The organism is Rhodothermales bacterium, assembly GCA_039944855.1.
Taxonomy (GTDB): Bacteria; Bacteroidota; Rhodothermia; order Rhodothermales; family JANQRZ01; genus JBBSMX01.
In genome coordinates, this window is sequence record JBDUXZ010000005.1 from 1 (window position 1) to 14,966 (window position 14,966).

The following is a 14,966-nucleotide window of genomic DNA, read 5'->3' on the forward strand; positions in this document are numbered from 1 at the left end:
GAAGAGCCACAGCGCGAGGGTGTAGTCCCCGGCCGCGACGTCGAGGTCCTGCTCGATCCCCGTGTTGAGCGGGCCGTTCCCGGAGCCGAGCACGACGTACCAGTCGCCGGTGCGGGCGAAGTCGGGGCCGCCGGCGGGGGGTCCGAAGATGGGGTTGCCGCCGAGGTAGGCGCCGTTGGTCGGGGTCCAGAACGTCGTGACGCGGCCGCCCTCGAACGAGGGATCGGCGACGATACCGCCGCCGCGTTGGTCGTCCGCCGTACCGTTGTCATCGACCGAAGTGATGGTCAGCGACTGGAAATCCAAGAGCTGGCCTGCTTGGCGCGCGGACTGAGCCGATGCCGGGCTCGATGCGAGCAGCAACGTGGCGAGCAGGGCGAGCGTGGTGATGGGGGTGAGGGTGTAACGCAGTAACAATCGTATGCGCATGGTAGGGGCTGGGATAGGTTGATGTGGGGGGCCGGGGTCTGGTGCTGCCGCAGCCCGAAGGGTAAGGCGAGGGGCCAAAATAAACGACTCCTCATTACCGTAGGGCTCTAATGTACATCGGCCCTGCCGGCAAGTTGCCGGCAAAGCTGATTTGCGCGTAGGTCCCGTGAATCCGCCCTCGGTGGTGTCCCCGGACGTTCCCTTCAGCACCTAGACGCCCGCGCCGATGGGCCTGCCCATGCGCACCGTCGTGCCGGGAGCTAGCCCCGCGTCGAGCCGCACGCGGTCCTTCTCGAACGCGAGTACGACGCTGCTCCCGAGCAGGAAACGCCCAATCTCCGCCCCCTTCTCGAATGTGAGGTCGTGCTTCGTGATCAGCTGCTCCCGATAGGGTGAGCGGGGGCCGGCCCAAACCGTCTCGATGCTCGCCACGACGAGGGCCCCCACCATCACGACGAGCATGGTGCCGAAGGCCGTCTCGAACTCCATCACCAGTCGCTCGTTGACGGCGAACAGCCCCTCGACCCCGGCCTCCGTCGCGGCGTTGACCGAGAACAGCTTGCCGGGGATGGCGACGGTCCGCGTCAGCCGCCCAGCGAGCGGGAGGTGGACCCGGTGGTAATCGCTCGGCGAGAGGTAGATGGTCGCAAACGCGCCGCCTTCGAACTCCGGCCCGGCGCAGGTGTCAGCGAGTGCCTGGAACGAGTAGCGGACGCCTTTGGCCTGGAGCAGTTCACCGCGCTCGATGGTCCCGGTCTGGCTGACGACGCCGTCGGCCGGGCTCACGACCGAGTGCGGAGCGGCGTCGATGGGCCGGGCGTCTGGAGCGAGGGAGCGGGTAAAGAAATCGTTGAAGGAGCGGTAGCTCGCGAGGTTGGGCCGTTCGGCCTCGGCCATGTTCACTCCGTAGGCTCGGGCAAAGGCGCGGATCAGTGGCCCGCGAAGCCAGCGGGCCTCGGACGAGGCGAGCGCGCCGGCGGCACGGGAAATCAGATGCTGAGGGAGTACGTGTTGGAGCCGGACAAAAGTGCTCATGGGGTCGGGACGAGTTACCGAGGCTGCGAGGCGGGCGAAGTGGAAGTGCGTGAGGTGGATGAGAGCTACGGTGGGGAATGCCGTCGGTTCTCGAATACGTCGGGTCCCGCGCCTGAGCCCGAGGGATCTTCGTGGGCAGGACGAAGATGAACGCCTCGCCGGCAAGGAAGCTGGCGAGGCGTTCTACTGTCTCGATCGGGCTAGGTTGGCCAGAAACGTCAGTCCTGCACGTTGTCGATCTGCGCCTTCTGCAGCGTGCCGGAGTAGTCGACGTAGACGGTCTTCGTCTCGGTGTAGAAATCGAAGACCTCCCAGCCGCCCTCGCGGTGCCCGTTGCCCGTCGCCTTCACGCCTCCGAAGGGCATGTGGGCCTCGGCGCCGATCGTCGGTCCGTTGATGTAGGTGATGCCGGCTTCGATGTCGCGCATCGCGCGGAAGGCCCGCGCCACGTCCTTGGTGTACACCGCCGACGAGAGGCCGTACGGCGTGTTGTTGGCGACGGCGATGGCCTCGTCGAACGACTGGACTTTGAGCACGACGAGGAACGGGCCGAAGACCTCCTCCTTCGCCACGCGCATCTCGGGCGTCACGTCCGTGAAGATCGTGGGCTGGAAGAAGTGGCCGTCGCCGAGCCCCTCGCCCGAGGCGCGCTCGCCGCCGAGCACGAGCGTCGCGCCTTCCTTCTTGGCGATCTCGACGTAGCGCTCGACTTTAGCGATGGCGTCGGCGTTGATCATCGGGCCCATCTCGGTGTCGTCGTCGTTGCCGTAGCCGAGCTTGAGCTCCGACGCGCGCACCTTCAGCTTCTCGACGACCGCGTCGTGGACGTCGGCGTGGGCGATCAGACGACTCGTGGCCGTGCAGCGCTGACCCGTCGTGCCGAAGGCGCCCCAGAGCAGGCCCTCCACGGCGAGGTCGAGGTCGGCGTCTTCCATCACGATGCAGGGGTTCTTGCCACCCATCTCGAAGGAGAATCGCTTGTGCATCCGCCCGCACACGGCGCCGATGTGGGAGCCGGTCTCGGTCGAGCCGGTGAACGTAATCGCGTCCACGTCCTCGTGCTCCACGATCGCCTGGCCGACCGGCCCGGCACCCTGCACGAGGTTCACGACGCCCTCGGGGAAGCCGGCGTCGATCATCGCCTGCACGAGGAGCATCCCGCTGTGCGGGGCGTCCTCGCTCGGCTTGAAGACGACGGTGTTGCCCGCGAGCACGGCCGGGAACATCTTCCACGTCGGGACCGCCACGGGGAAGTTCCACGCGGTGATCACGCCGACGACGCCGATGGGCAGGCGGATCGACATGTTGAACTTGTTCGAGAGCTCGCTCGGGACGGTGTGGCCGAAGAGGCGGCGGCCCTCGGTGGCGGCGTAGTAGGCCGTATCGATGGCCTCCTGCACGTCGCCCTTCGTCTCGAAGAACGGCTTGCCCATCTCGCGCGTCATCGCATGCGCGAACTCGCTCTTGCGCTCGGTGAGGATGTCGCCGAGGTTGCGGAGGATGTCGCCGCGCTGGGGGGCGGGCATCAGCCGCCATTTCTCGAACGCCGCACGGGCCGCTTCGACGGCCGCGTTGACATCGTCGGCGCTGGATTTCGGGAAGCGGCCGATGAGGTCGCTGTTGCGGGCGGGGTTGCGGTCCTCGAACGTCTCACCGGAGGCGGCGTCGCGCCACGTGCCGCCGATGTAGTTCTGGAAGGTTTGGACGTCGGTGGACGTGCCGTTGGCTGTCATCGTCTCTGCCATGTCACATGAAGGGTTTTGCGGGGGATATAAGAGCGTCGCGCGGGGCGGGTGCGTAACTTACCGCGCCGCCGCCGCCGGGTCCATCCGCTTTCCGTGGATTCCCGTGCTCTAAACCCTCTAACAGCTCCCGTGGACACTATGAGTCGTCGCTTCGTTATGGCTGCTGTCGTTGTCCTGGGACTCCTCTTCCTCACGGTGGTTTGGCCTACTGCCTTCCGCTATGAAAGAGTAGAGTTGAACAGGCAAGAGCGTCTAGTTCGTATCAACCGATTCTCTGGAGAAGCGGCATACCTCACGTCTACGGGCTGGGCACCTGCATCGTCTTTCCGGTACTCAACTGCTCCTACTCAGCCGGAGGACGAGCGAGACCCTCTGGAGCGTATTCGTAAAGCCACCGAAGCAGCGCGAGACACGCTCGATAAACAATAGCCAACACGCCGATGCAGACTCCGACCCTCGACCTCGAATCCCGCCTCTCCGAGCGCGTCCGCTCCGTCCCGCCCTCCGGCATCCGCCGCTTCTTCGAGATTGCCGCGACGATGGACGACGTGATCTCGCTCGGCATCGGCGAGCCCGACTTCGTCTCGCCGCAGCCGATCATCGACGCGGCGAAGGCGTCGCTCGACGCGGGCAAGACGGGGTACACGGCAAACGCCGGGCTGATGGAACTCCGCGAGGCGATTTCCGACGACCTGGACCGGCTCTACGGCGTGCGGTACGATCCGAAGACGGAGATCCTCGTCTCCGTCGGTGTGAGCGAGGCGATGCAGCTCACGATGCTCTCGCTCCTCGGCCCCGGCGATGAGATCCTCATCCCCGAGCCGTGCTTCGTCTCGTACGGCCCGACCGCGAAGTTCGCCGGCGCCGACGTGGTCTACGTCCCCACGAGCGTCGAGCACGACTTTCAAGTGACGGCCGCCGACATCGAAGCGAAGATCACGTCGCGCTCGAAGGTGCTCTTCCTCGGCTACCCCAACAACCCGACGGGCGCCGTGCTCCGCCGCGAAACGCTGGAGGAAATCGCCGAGGTCGTCGTGAAGCACGACCTCCTCGTGATATCGGACGAGATCTACGACCGGCTCGTCTACGGCGAATCGCACGCGCTCGGCCACACGTGCCTGCCGTCGATCCCGTCGCTGCGCGACCGGACGGTGCTGCTCGGCGGGTTCTCGAAGGGCTACGCGATGACGGGCTGGCGGATCGGCTACTGCTGCGCGCCGCCGGAGATTCTGAAAGCGATTTACAAGTGCCACCAGTACGTCGTGATGAGCGCGCCGACGATGGGACAGATCGGGGCCGTCGCCGCGATCAAGGAGTGCCAGCCGCACGTCGAGGAGATGCGGCAGGCGTACGACGCCCGCCGCCGCGCGCTCGTCGACGGCCTCAACGCCGCCGGGCTGCCGACGTTCGAGCCGGAGGGCGCGTTCTACGCCTTCCCCGACATCACCTCGACGGGGCTCTCGTCCGAAGAGTTCGCGCAGCGTTTGCTCCGCGAGGAGCACGTCGCCGTCGTGCCCGGCGATGCGTTCGGGCCGAGCGGGGCGGGCTACGTCCGCTGCTCATACGCGACCTCGCTGGAGAACGTCGAAGAAGCCGTCCGCCGCATCACCGCCTTCGCAGAGCGCGTGCGGTCGTAGCGCACCCTGCCCTCATCGAGTACGCTGTTCTATGCACCGAACCTCCATCCTGCTCGCTGTCTTGCTTGTGGCGAGTGCCTGTTCTCCAGTCAAGGCGCAAACTGAGTTTTTCTCCGAAGGGCTCGTGTACTCGCTGAGCGGTTTTTCACAGCGCTTCTCCATAGACGATGAGGAGTATCGTGCCCTGGGAGTAGAAATCGCGGGCATGCCGGTCCCCGAGTTTGGGTTCTCCTTCGGGTTCGGACAGACGACCGTATCGCAGGAGTTCGAAGAAGATGAGACCGTTACCTCGATCAGCCTCGGGGCCAGCTTCATCGCCAACCAGGCACGGACTGCGTCGCCGCTAAGCGCGGAGGTGGGGGTCGGGCTCGGATACGGCATCGGGAACGAAGGAAGGAGCGGGGCCACCGTTGGGCTGATAGGGGTGAGGCTGTCGCTCGCGATGGACCCGGAGCAACCGATATTAGTAGCGCCCTCCGTCCAGGCGGCCGTCACGTTTCCTATCGGCACATCGAGCGCCGAGCAGACGTTTTCTTTCGCTCCTGGAATCGGGATCGGATTGCGGCTCGCACGGGGGTTCGTAGTGTATGCTCGGCCGAATTACACGTTCGTGTCGGGCGGCGAGGAGGAATCGTACCAAGCGTTCGGCGTCGCCCTGGGTATCACCCTTCTGCAGTAATGCGTGTCCAAAGCCGTTTCACTGCGCAGTGCGCATCGGAAGACTGCGCGCAGCGGTTGCTCTACGAAGAGCACGTCGCCGTCGTGCCCGATGATGCGTTCGGGCCGAGCCGGACCGTCGAAGAGGCCGCCCGCCGCATCACCGCCTTGCGCCCAGCGTGTGCGAGCGTAGGCGCCATCTCCATCCACCGACCTCCTCCGACGCTATATGCGCTCCATCCTACGTCTGCTCGCCGTGTTGCTCGTCACGAGCGTCTTCTCGCCCGCCGAGGCGCAAACGGAATACTTCACCGAAGGCGAACGCCTCATATCAGGAAGCACGTTCGTCCAACAGGGTGAGGATCTCCGCGGCGTAGGATTCGAAGTCGAGATCGCTCCCTCTTCGCGGGTCGCGTTCACCTTTGGCTACGGGGGAGCGGACGCTGAAATGGTGGCCGGCTCTGACGGCATCCGAGAGGACGGCGAGATCGTGACGTGGAGTGGAGCGATTACTGGGTACCCGCTACGTCAGGGCGAAGGGGGGGCATTTACGCTCGGCGTAGGGGTTGGGGTAGGGCACACGCGCAGCACCGTCACCCTCCGGTTTCAGGAGTTCGTAGAGCGATTCGACAACAGCGCCATCACCCTCACGGCCAACCTGCTCGCGGCAGGTGTCGTGACGAAGGCGGAGAGCCCCATTCGGGGCGTCCTCCAAGTGCAGGCCGGTGCGGCTATGCTGCTAGGGGAGTCAGATGTCGCCTATGCACAGCTGATAGGCGCTGGTTTCGGAGCCGGCTTCGCCGTCAGTCCCCGCGTGCTCGTCGTCGTGGAGCCGGCGGCCTTGGTAACGATAAGCAGTGGCGCGACGACCATTACGCTGGTGGGATCGCTTGGGCTGGCCTATGCTTTCTGACCTCGCCGTGTGCGTACCGAAACGCTTTTGGGTAATTCACCGTGCCACGCTCCGTGACAGGCAATAGCACGCCGCCTCGTCTGTTTGATCTGCGACTCCCTCGAACCCTCCTGCTTTCCATGCCCCGTTTCCTGTTCGCTGCCGTTATTGCAATATCCTTTGCCGTCGCCGGCTGCTCCTCCACCCAAGAGGTCTACGAGATCACCGAGGTTGACCGCCCCGCCGAATACGCCAGCGACTCGCTGACGTTCGAGGCCCAGCGCGCCCGCGTCGACTACATCCAGCCCGCCCGCGTGACGCCGGACGTGGCCCCGGACCGCGACTACGACCTGCTCACGACGGCGCTCGACGTGTCGTTCGACTTCGCGGACGAGGCCGTCGTCGGGACGGCGCGGCACACGCTCTCGCCGCTGCGCAACGGGCTCGCCCGGTTCTACTTCCACGCCGAGGCGATGGAGATCCAGTCCGTCCGGCAGGTCGTGGATGGGGAGGATGTCGGCGTCGGGTTCGAATATGACTCGACGCGGCTGACGATCGTGCCACGGGAGCCGCTGGCTCTCGACTCGGCGTACACGTTCGTCGTCGATTACGTCGCGCACCCGACGCGCGGGGCGGGACAGGGAAGCCTCGGCGATGGCGGGAAAGGGCTCTACTTCATCGATCCGATGGGTACCGACCCGTACCGGCCGACGCAGATCTGGACGCAGGGGCAGGCCGAAAGCAACCGCCGCTGGTTCCCGACGTGGGATTACCCGAACGACCGGATGGCGTTCGAGATCACGATGACCGTCCCGGATTCGCTTGTCACCGCCTCGAACGGCGCGCTCGTCGAGCAGACGCCGATGCCGAACGGGCTCCGCCGCGACCGCTGGGCGCTCTCCGGCGATCAGCCCGCGTACCTCGCCGCCGTCGCGGCGGGCGCCTTCGCCGTCGTGCGCGACTCCGTCGTGAGCACGGACGGTCGGACGATCCCCGTCGAGTACTTCGTCGAGCCCGCCTTCGCCGAGGCCGCCGGGCGCATCTTCGGCGAGACGCCTGCGATGATCCGGTATTTCGAAGAGAAGATCGGCGTGCCGTACCCGTGGCAAAACTACAAGCAGATGCCGGTGCGCGACTTCACCGCCGGCGGGATGGAGAACACGACGATCACCAAGCTCTACGAATGGATCCAGACCGACGAGCGCGCCTACCTCGACGTGACCGGCCGCGACCTCATCGTCCACGAACTCGCGCACCAGTGGTTCGGCGACCTGCTGACGGCCGAGGACTGGGCCAATCTCGCCCTCAACGAGAGCTTCGCGTCATATCTGGAAGAGGTCTACATCGAAGACACGGAGGGCCGCGCCGACGCGCAGGCGCATGGGATCGAAGACCGCCTCGCGTACTTCGAGCAGGCCGAGACGCTGCGCCGCCCGATCGTGTGGTACGGCTACGACACGCCGACGGCGATGTTCGACCGGCACACGTACCAGAAGGGCGGGCAGGTGTTGAACCAGCTCCGCTTCGAGCTCGGCGACGAGGCGTTCTGGCGCGGGATCAACCGCTACGTCGAGCAGAACCGCTATCGCACGGTCGAGCTCGACGACCTCCGCCAGGCGTTCGAGGAGGTGACGGGCCGGAGCCTGCGCCGCTTTTTCGACCAGTGGTTCCGCGAGCCCGGCCACCCCGTCCTCGACGTGGAGCAGGCGTACTTCGCGGGCAGCACGCTCTACACGGTGCAGGTCGTGCAGCGGCAAGACCTGAAAGAATCGCCCGTGTTCGCTTTCGACGTGAACGTGGAGCTGAACTACCCGACCCGCCCGACGGAAGTCCGCCGCGTGCGGATCGCCGCGGCCGATACGACGCTGCGGTTCAAGGTCCCCGAGAAGCCGTCGTTCGTCCGTTTCAACGAAGGCAACTGGGCGTTCGTTGAGGCAACGATCGAGCAGCCGCTCAGCGAGACGCTCGTGCAGGCGGTGTCCGACGATGAGATGGCGGGCCGCTACGCCGCTATCGTTTCGCTGTCGAAGCAGGAGTTGAATCCGCAGGTTCGCGCTGCGCTTGTCCAGACAGCGACGGAAGACGAGCACGCCTTCGTCCGCGAGCGCGCCGCCGAGGCGCTGGAGCGCTACGCGCAGATCGCCGAGGTCCGCAGCGTCCTCGCCGGGCTCGCCCAGCGCGACGACGCGCCGTCTGTGCGCCGCGCCGCGCTCACGAGCATCGCAGGGCCCTCGGCGCAGGCGAAGCCCGTGCTGCAAGCGGCGCTCGCCGATCCGTCGTACCTCACGCAGGCCACGGCCGTCCGCCTCTTCGCCGAGCACTTCCGCAGCGAGGCGTTCGACGCCTTCCGGCCGCTCTTCGACCTCGCCTCGTGGCGGGGGACCGTAGAGGAAGCGCTCATCGAGACGATCACGAAGTACCGCCTCGGCGAGATGGAAGGTGTCGGCGTGCTGACGGCGAAGACGGGCGTGATGAATCCCGACAACGTTCGGCTCGCCGCCATCAATGGCCTCCTCGTCTGGGCGCGTCGGGATGAAGACGTGCGGCCCGTCGCGGCGTCCGCACTCGCCCGGCTCGTCGGCGACGAGCGGCCCGGCGTCCGCCAGGCCGTCGCCTCGGCGCTCGCCGAGATCGGCGACGAGGCGTCGATCGCCGCGCTCGAAGCGCAGGTCGAGGTCGAGCGCGACCCCGTCGTAGAGGCGGCGCTGCGCGGGGCGGTCGAGCAGATCAAAAAGGGCTCGACGCAGGTGCGGGCCGGTGAGTAAAGCGTGAAGCGTAAAACGTAAGGGTGCCAGCACGCATACGTTTGCGCGTACACTCCCACACCTCCACACTCTCAAACCCCTACACTTCCAATTCCCAACGCACCATGGACCCCCAACTGTTAGAGCGCATCCACGCGCTCGGAGGCTATCTTTGACGTCGCTCATCGACGGGACAAGCTGGCCGAACTCCAGCAAAAGCGCCTCGACCCGACGTTCTGGGACGACCCCTACTCGGCGCAGCAAGTAGAGCAGGACATCGCGGCCGAGAAGGAGTGGGTGGACGCCTACGACGCGCTCGTGCAGCGGCAGGAAGACATCGAGACCCTCGCCGAGATGCAGGCCGAGGCCGACGACGCCGACCTCTCCGACGAGATCGAGCGGGAGTCCGAGGCGCTGCGGCAGGCGCTCGACGCGCTCGAACTGCGCGGCATGCTCGCCGGGCCGGACGACCACCGCAACGCGATCCTCACGATCCACCCCGGCGCGGGCGGCACCGAAGCCCAGGACTGGGGCGAGATGCTGCTGCGGATGTACACCCGCTGGGCCGATACGCAGGGCTATAAGACCGAGATGCTGGAATACCAGCCGGGAGAAGGCGCGGGCATCAAGAGCGCCTCGCTCCGCATCGAGGGTCGCTTCGCCTACGGCTACCTCAAGGCCGAGAACGGCGTCCACCGCCTCGTCCGCATCTCGCCGTTCGACTCGTCGGGCCGCCGCCACACCTCGTTCACGAGCGTGTTCGTCTATCCCGAAGTCGACGACTCGATCCAGGTCGACGTCAAGCCGGCGGATCTGGAGCTTCAGAAGTTCCACTCCGGCGGGAAGGGCGGGCAGAACGTGAACAAGGTCGAGACCGGCGTCCGCTACATCTGGACCGGCCAGCTCTCGAATGGAGAAGACGCCCGCGTCGTGGCCGAGTGCACCGAGGAGCGGAGCCAGCTTCAGAACCGCGAGCGCGCGCTGACGATGCTCAAGAGCCGGATCTACCAGCTCGAACAAGACATCAAAGAGGCGGCGAAGAACGAACAGGAGGCGTCGAAGAAGAAGATCGAGTGGGGCAGCCAGATCCGCTCGTACGTCTTCCAGCCCTACACGATGGTCAACGACCACCGCACCGAGACGAAGGTGACGGACGTGCAGAGCGTGATGGACGGCGACCTCGAACCGTTCATCAAAGCCTTCCTTTTGCAGGAGGGACTCAGTCAGGATTGAGCGATGCGACTTCTAGCGATACGTGAGGGGACGGTAGGGGCGCAGCATGCTGTGCCCCTACGATGGCTCGTGCCGATCTCCTTGCTGCTGTCTTTCGCTGCGTGTAGCGCACGATCAACGGGTCCCAGACCTGACGCGGCCGGAGACGATCCGAATCCGTCCCGCATGTTGGATCTCGAACAGGAGGTGTGGAGAATGGCAGGCCGATTGGAGGCGGGGTCGGAAGACGAATGCCGTGTTCTCGAAGTAGGAATAGAGCCTGGCGGGGAAGTGTGTGCTTACTTGTCTTTTGCACCGGGCTCTATCAGCGCAGACTCACTCGTCCATATGGTCATGCAGTACAATGAGAGCTATCTGGAGTATCGAGATTTGGTCGATGGCTATCTGCTAGCTGACCCTTCGCTTTACGATCCATGCTTCGGAGTAACGCCTCCGAAGCGCCCCGAGGTGCGTATCGAAAATCAGCGATGTACGACTGACCCGCCCCAGTCTCCGCCTTTCCTACAATGGCTTCGTCAGAACAATGGCTGAACGGTACGATTTCCTCGTCATCGGCAGTGGGGTGGCTGGACTGTCGTTCGCCCTCCGCGCGGCCGAGCACGGCACCGTCGCCGTCGTCACGAAAAAGGCGTCGGCGGAGTCGAACACGAACTACGCGCAGGGTGGGATCGCGGCGGTGATGGACCCGGCGGACTCCGTCGAGGACCACGTCAGCGACACGCTCATCGCCGGGGCGGGGCTGTGCGACGAGGAGGTCGTGCGGATCGTCGTGACGGAGGGGCCGGAGCGGGTGCGCGAGCTGATGGCGCTCGGGGCAGACTTTGACCAGGAAGGCGAGGCGCCGGACGCGCCGCTCCACCTCGGCCGCGAGGGCGGGCACTCGGCGCACCGGATTGTCCATGCCGCCGACATGACGGGCCGGGAGGTCGAGCGGACGCTGCTCGCAAAAGTCCGTGACCACGCGAACATCGACCTGCTCGAATACCACTTCGCCGTCGATCTCATCACGGAGCACCACCTCGGCATCGACGTCGGCGCGATCTGGCCTGATCTCCACTGCTTCGGGGCCTACGTGCTCAACGAGGAGACGGGGCAGGTGATGACCGTGCTCGCGAAGGCGACGCTCCTCGCGGCCGGCGGCGCGGGGCAGGTCTACCTCCACACCACAAACCCGTCGGTGGCGACCGGCGACGGCGTGGCGATGGCGTACCGGGCGAAGGCGCGGATCGCGAATATGGAGTTCATCCAGTTCCATCCGACGAGCCTCTACGGCTCGGCCGACCAGTTCGGCGGTCGGAGCTTCCTCATCACCGAGGCGGTGCGCGGCGACGGCGGCATCCTCCGCAACCAGGCCGGCGAGCGGTTCATGCCCGGCTACGACGAGCGCGCCGAGCTCGCCCCGCGCGACATCGTCGCCCGCGCCATCGACGACCAGCTCAAGCGGCGCGGCGAGCCGTTCGTCTGGCTCGACATCTCGCACAAACCGAAGGACGAGATCCTTCGCCACTTCCCGAATATCGCCGAGACGCTCGACGAGCGGTTCGGAATCGATATGACGAAGGAGCCGATCCCGATCGTGCCGGCGGCGCACTACCTCTGCGGCGGCGTCGTCGTGGACACGAAAGCGCGGACGAGCATCGCGGGGCTCTTCGCGTGCGGCGAAGTGACGTGCTCGGGGCTCCACGGCGCGAACCGGCTCGCGTCGAACTCCCTCCTCGAAGCGCTCGTCTACGCCGAACGCGCGCTCGAACCCGCCGTGGCCTACGCCGCCGAAAACGCCATCAACGACGCCGTCCCCGAGTGGGACCAGAGCGGGACGGCGAACCCGCAGGAGTGGGTGCTCGTGGCGCAGAACCAGCTCGAAGTCCGCCAGGTGATGAGCAACTACGTCGGCATCGTCCGCTCGATGCTGCGGCTCGACCGGGCGCGGCGGCGCGTCGAACTGCTCCACGAGGAGACCGAGGATTTCTACAAGCGGACGACGGTGTCGAGCGGGCTCTGCGAACTGCGCAACCTCGTCGCCGTGGCGCACCTCATCGTGCTCTCCGCGATGCAGCGGACCGAAAGCCGTGGGCTCCATTACATGACCGACTTCCCCGAGCCCGACCCGGCGCAGCGGTTCGACACCGTCCTCAGCTACACGTTCGAAGAAGCGTAGTCCGACGCCATCTCGTCGAGGGTCGGCGCGAGTCCCTTGACGGAGCAGGGAGCCGAGAGTGCCGTACCGTCAAGGGGCTGCCGGCGCGTCATCCGTTCCATGAGGAGCCTGCCCTTCACTCGTAACGCACGGAGAAGCCGAAACCCGCTCTGCGGTTTCATGTTGACTTGGCAGGATGTGCGTTTGGAGGCCGCCGGGCTCTGACCGTATATTCCGACTGCCTTCCACACGCCCGTGTGTGGGGTGGAGGAGGGGGCCACGTGCCGCCTCTCTTTGTTTACGACACTCTCGTAGACGCCTGTTCGCTAGAACGGGCGTTTCGCGTATAGATGCCTCAGCAACCCTCAGAAAAGCCCCACGTCGCCGCCGCCCGGGCGGAGAACGTCGACCTCCGGTCGCGCATCCACGCCCTCGCCGACGAGGTCGCCACGGATAGCGACGCCTACGTCGTGGACGTGCAGGTTCGCGGCCAGAAGGGCTCACGGATCGTCGAAGTGTTCCTCGACGCCGACGAGGGCGTGGGCTCCGACGACCTCGCGCGCCTCTCGCGCAGCCTCGCGTTCTTGCTCGAAACCGAAGAAGTCGTTAAAGGGAAGTATTACCTCAACGTGTCCTCGCCGGGCGCCGAGCGGCCCCTCGTCCTGCCCCGGCAGTACCGCAAGCACGTCGGCCGAACGTTCCAGGTAACGACAGGCGCGGGCGACGAAGAGGCAGTACGGACAGGTACACTCGCCGCCGTCCGCGACGACGCATTCGATCTCGACGTCGACGGCGAGACCGAAACGATTGCTTTCGCCGATGTGACCGACGCCCGCATCCAGTTGCCCTGGTGACCCCCGAATTCCGACCGCTGATTTCCGACTGATATGCAAAGCACCCAGCTAGTCTCCGCCTTCGCCGAGATCGCGCGCGAGAAGGACGTCGACCGCGACACGCTCCAACTCATCTTGGAAGACGTGTTTCGCGCCATGATCCGCAAGCGCTACGGCGCCGACGACTCCTTCGAGATCATCTTCAACCCCGACAACGGCGACATCCAGATCCTCCACATCCAAGAGGTCGTGGACAACATGGACGTGGAGGACCCGGTCACGCAGATCGAGGAGCGGGACGCGCTCCAGATCGAAGACGATTACGAAGTCGGCGACGAAGTGGCTTCGAACATTCAGATCGAGGACTTCGGGCGGCGCACGATTCAGATGGCGCTCCAGACGTTCCGGCAGCGGATCCGCGACATCGAGAAGGAGAACATCTACAAGGAGTATTCCGAGCTCGTCGGCGAGATCGTCGTCGGCGAGGTGTACCAGATGCGGCGGCGCGAAGTCCTCGTGCTCCACAACAAGACGGAGCTGCTGCTGCCGCGCAACGAACAGATTTACAAGGACCGCTATCGCAAGGGCGACATGCTCCGCGCGATTGTCCACGAGGTCCACCGCGAGACGGGCAACTCGCCCCAGGTCATCATCAGCCGGACGGCGCCGATCTTCATCGAGCGGCTGTTCGAGCTCGAAGTGCCGGAGATCTACGACGGCATCGTCGAAATCAAGAAGATCGAGCGCGAGCCCGGCGACCGGGCGAAGGTGGCCGTCGTGAGCTACGACGACCGCGTGGACCCCGTCGGCGCGTGCGTCGGCGTGAAGGGCTCGCGCATCCACGCCGTCGTCCGCGAGCTCTCGAACGAGAACATCGACGTGATCCCGTGGACCGACGACAAGATCGAGTTCATCAAGCGCTCGCTCGCGCCCGCTAAGCCCGTCGCCGTCGAGTTGAATGACGACCTCGACCCGCCGCGCGCCCGCGTCACCGTGCCCTCCGAAGAGGTCTCGCTCGCGATCGGTCGTGGCGGGCAGAACATTCGCCTCGCGTCGCGCATCACCGGCTACGAGATCGACGTCTACCGCGACATCAAGGAGGACGAGGAGGACGTGGAGATCGACGAGTTCTCCGACGTGATGCCTGCCGACGTCATCCGCCGCCTCAAAGACATCGGTTGCGATACAGCGAAAGCCGTCCTCGAACTGTCGGAGGACGAGCTCGCCCGCCGCTCCGGCCTCGAGAAAGAGACGACCGAGAAAATCCTCCTCCTCATGCGCGCCGAGTTCGCTCAGGAGCCGGAGGAGATCGAAGAGATCGTCGAAGAGGTCGCCGACCTCCGCGCCCCGACCTCCGACGCGACCGCCGCCCCCGAGGTCGATGCAGACGGGGAGGCCGACGCCGTCGCTGAGGCCGACACCGATGCCGAGGCCGAAGAGACGGCGGAACCCGTTGCCGAAGACGCGGCCGAGCTGGAGGCCGATGCGGAAGCAGACGACAAACCAACCACGGAAGGAGCATAAGCCGGAGTCGCTCGTTCCTTACCTTCTTCTCGGAGGGTCCCCGACGGGGTGGGAACTTGACCGCCCCCGCTGCAGATTTACATAGACTCATGCGGCAGCG

11 protein-coding genes are annotated in these 14,966 nt (G+C 65.7%); 8 read left to right on the forward strand and 3 right to left on the reverse strand.

Features of this window, described 5'->3' with window-relative positions; all coding sequences use genetic code 11:
* The 3 genes from ABJF88_02515 to ABJF88_02525 form a co-directional block, all read right to left on the reverse strand.
* A partial coding sequence (locus ABJF88_02515; GenBank protein ID MEP0545777.1) for a hypothetical protein occupies positions 1 to 417 on the reverse strand: 417 nt, incomplete at its 3' end.
* Between the two features lie 222 nt (positions 418 to 639).
* The gene (gene asd, locus ABJF88_02520; GenBank protein ID MEP0545778.1) at positions 640 to 1,464 is read right to left on the reverse strand and encodes an archaetidylserine decarboxylase; all 825 of its coding nucleotides are present in this window, start codon (positions 1,462 to 1,464) and stop codon (positions 640 to 642) included.
* A 218-nt stretch (positions 1,465 to 1,682) separates the two neighbouring features.
* The gene (locus ABJF88_02525) at positions 1,683 to 3,209 is read right to left on the reverse strand and encodes an aldehyde dehydrogenase family protein (GenBank protein ID MEP0545779.1); all 1,527 of its coding nucleotides are present in this window, start codon (positions 3,207 to 3,209) and stop codon (positions 1,683 to 1,685) included.
* A 440-nt stretch (positions 3,210 to 3,649) separates the two neighbouring features.
* On the opposite strand from ABJF88_02525, the gene ABJF88_02530 reads away from it, so the two are divergent.
* The 8 genes from ABJF88_02530 to nusA all read left to right on the forward strand — a co-directional run bounded on the left by ABJF88_02530 (position 3,650) and on the right by nusA (position 14,866).
* A complete protein-coding gene (locus tag ABJF88_02530; GenBank protein MEP0545780.1) occupies positions 3,650 to 4,846 on the forward strand; it encodes an aminotransferase class I/II-fold pyridoxal phosphate-dependent enzyme in 1,197 nt (398 codons plus the stop codon).
* 31 nt (positions 4,847 to 4,877) lie between these two features.
* A complete protein-coding gene (locus tag ABJF88_02535) occupies positions 4,878 to 5,525 on the forward strand; it encodes a hypothetical protein (protein MEP0545781.1) in 648 nt (215 codons plus the stop codon).
* 207 nt (positions 5,526 to 5,732) lie between these two features.
* On the forward strand, positions 5,733 to 6,416 hold the full coding sequence (locus tag ABJF88_02540; GenBank protein MEP0545782.1) for a hypothetical protein: 684 nt from the start codon (positions 5,733 to 5,735) through the stop codon (positions 6,414 to 6,416).
* Positions 6,417 to 6,535: 119 nt separating this feature from the next.
* The gene (locus ABJF88_02545; protein MEP0545783.1) at positions 6,536 to 9,160 is read left to right on the forward strand and encodes a M1 family aminopeptidase; all 2,625 of its coding nucleotides are present in this window, start codon (positions 6,536 to 6,538) and stop codon (positions 9,158 to 9,160) included.
* Positions 9,161 to 9,264: 104 nt separating this feature from the next.
* Positions 9,265 to 10,372 (forward strand): peptide chain release factor 2 gene (gene prfB, locus ABJF88_02550; GenBank protein ID MEP0545784.1). Its coding sequence is split into 2 segments (ribosomal slippage): positions 9,265 to 9,312 and positions 9,314 to 10,372, totalling 1,107 coding nucleotides; the frame shifts between segments, so codons are not numbered across the junction.
* A gap of 523 nt (positions 10,373 to 10,895) precedes the next feature.
* On the forward strand, positions 10,896 to 12,530 hold the full coding sequence (gene nadB / locus ABJF88_02555) for an L-aspartate oxidase (GenBank protein ID MEP0545785.1): 1,635 nt from the start codon (positions 10,896 to 10,898) through the stop codon (positions 12,528 to 12,530).
* A 329-nt stretch (positions 12,531 to 12,859) separates the two neighbouring features.
* Positions 12,860 to 13,363 (forward strand): ribosome maturation factor RimP, encoded by a 504-nt coding sequence (locus tag ABJF88_02560; protein MEP0545786.1) that lies wholly within the window; start codon positions 12,860 to 12,862, stop codon positions 13,361 to 13,363.
* A gap of 33 nt (positions 13,364 to 13,396) precedes the next feature.
* Positions 13,397 to 14,866 (forward strand): transcription termination factor NusA, encoded by a 1,470-nt coding sequence (gene nusA / locus ABJF88_02565; GenBank protein MEP0545787.1) that lies wholly within the window; start codon positions 13,397 to 13,399, stop codon positions 14,864 to 14,866.
* Positions 14,867 to 14,966: the final 100 nt, after the last annotated feature.

Excerpts from the sequence above, each read along its gene's own strand:
- asd (MEP0545778.1), bottom strand. The coding sequence starts at position 1,464 with ATGAGCACTTTTGTCCGGCTCCAACACGTACTCCCTCAGCATCTGATT.
- ABJF88_02525 (MEP0545779.1), bottom strand. The coding sequence starts at position 3,209 with ATGGCAGAGACGATGACAGCCAACGGCACGTCCACCGACGTCCAAACC.
- ABJF88_02530 (MEP0545780.1), top strand. The coding sequence starts at position 3,650 with ATGCAGACTCCGACCCTCGACCTCGAATCCCGCCTCTCCGAGCGCGTC.
- ABJF88_02535 (MEP0545781.1), top strand. The coding sequence starts at position 4,878 with ATGCACCGAACCTCCATCCTGCTCGCTGTCTTGCTTGTGGCGAGTGCC.
- ABJF88_02540 (MEP0545782.1), top strand. The coding sequence starts at position 5,733 with ATGCGCTCCATCCTACGTCTGCTCGCCGTGTTGCTCGTCACGAGCGTC.
- ABJF88_02545 (MEP0545783.1), top strand. The coding sequence starts at position 6,536 with ATGCCCCGTTTCCTGTTCGCTGCCGTTATTGCAATATCCTTTGCCGTC.
- nadB (MEP0545785.1), top strand. The coding sequence starts at position 10,896 with ATGGCTGAACGGTACGATTTCCTCGTCATCGGCAGTGGGGTGGCTGGA.
- ABJF88_02560 (MEP0545786.1), top strand. The coding sequence starts at position 12,860 with ATGCCTCAGCAACCCTCAGAAAAGCCCCACGTCGCCGCCGCCCGGGCG.
- nusA (MEP0545787.1), top strand. The coding sequence starts at position 13,397 with ATGCAAAGCACCCAGCTAGTCTCCGCCTTCGCCGAGATCGCGCGCGAG.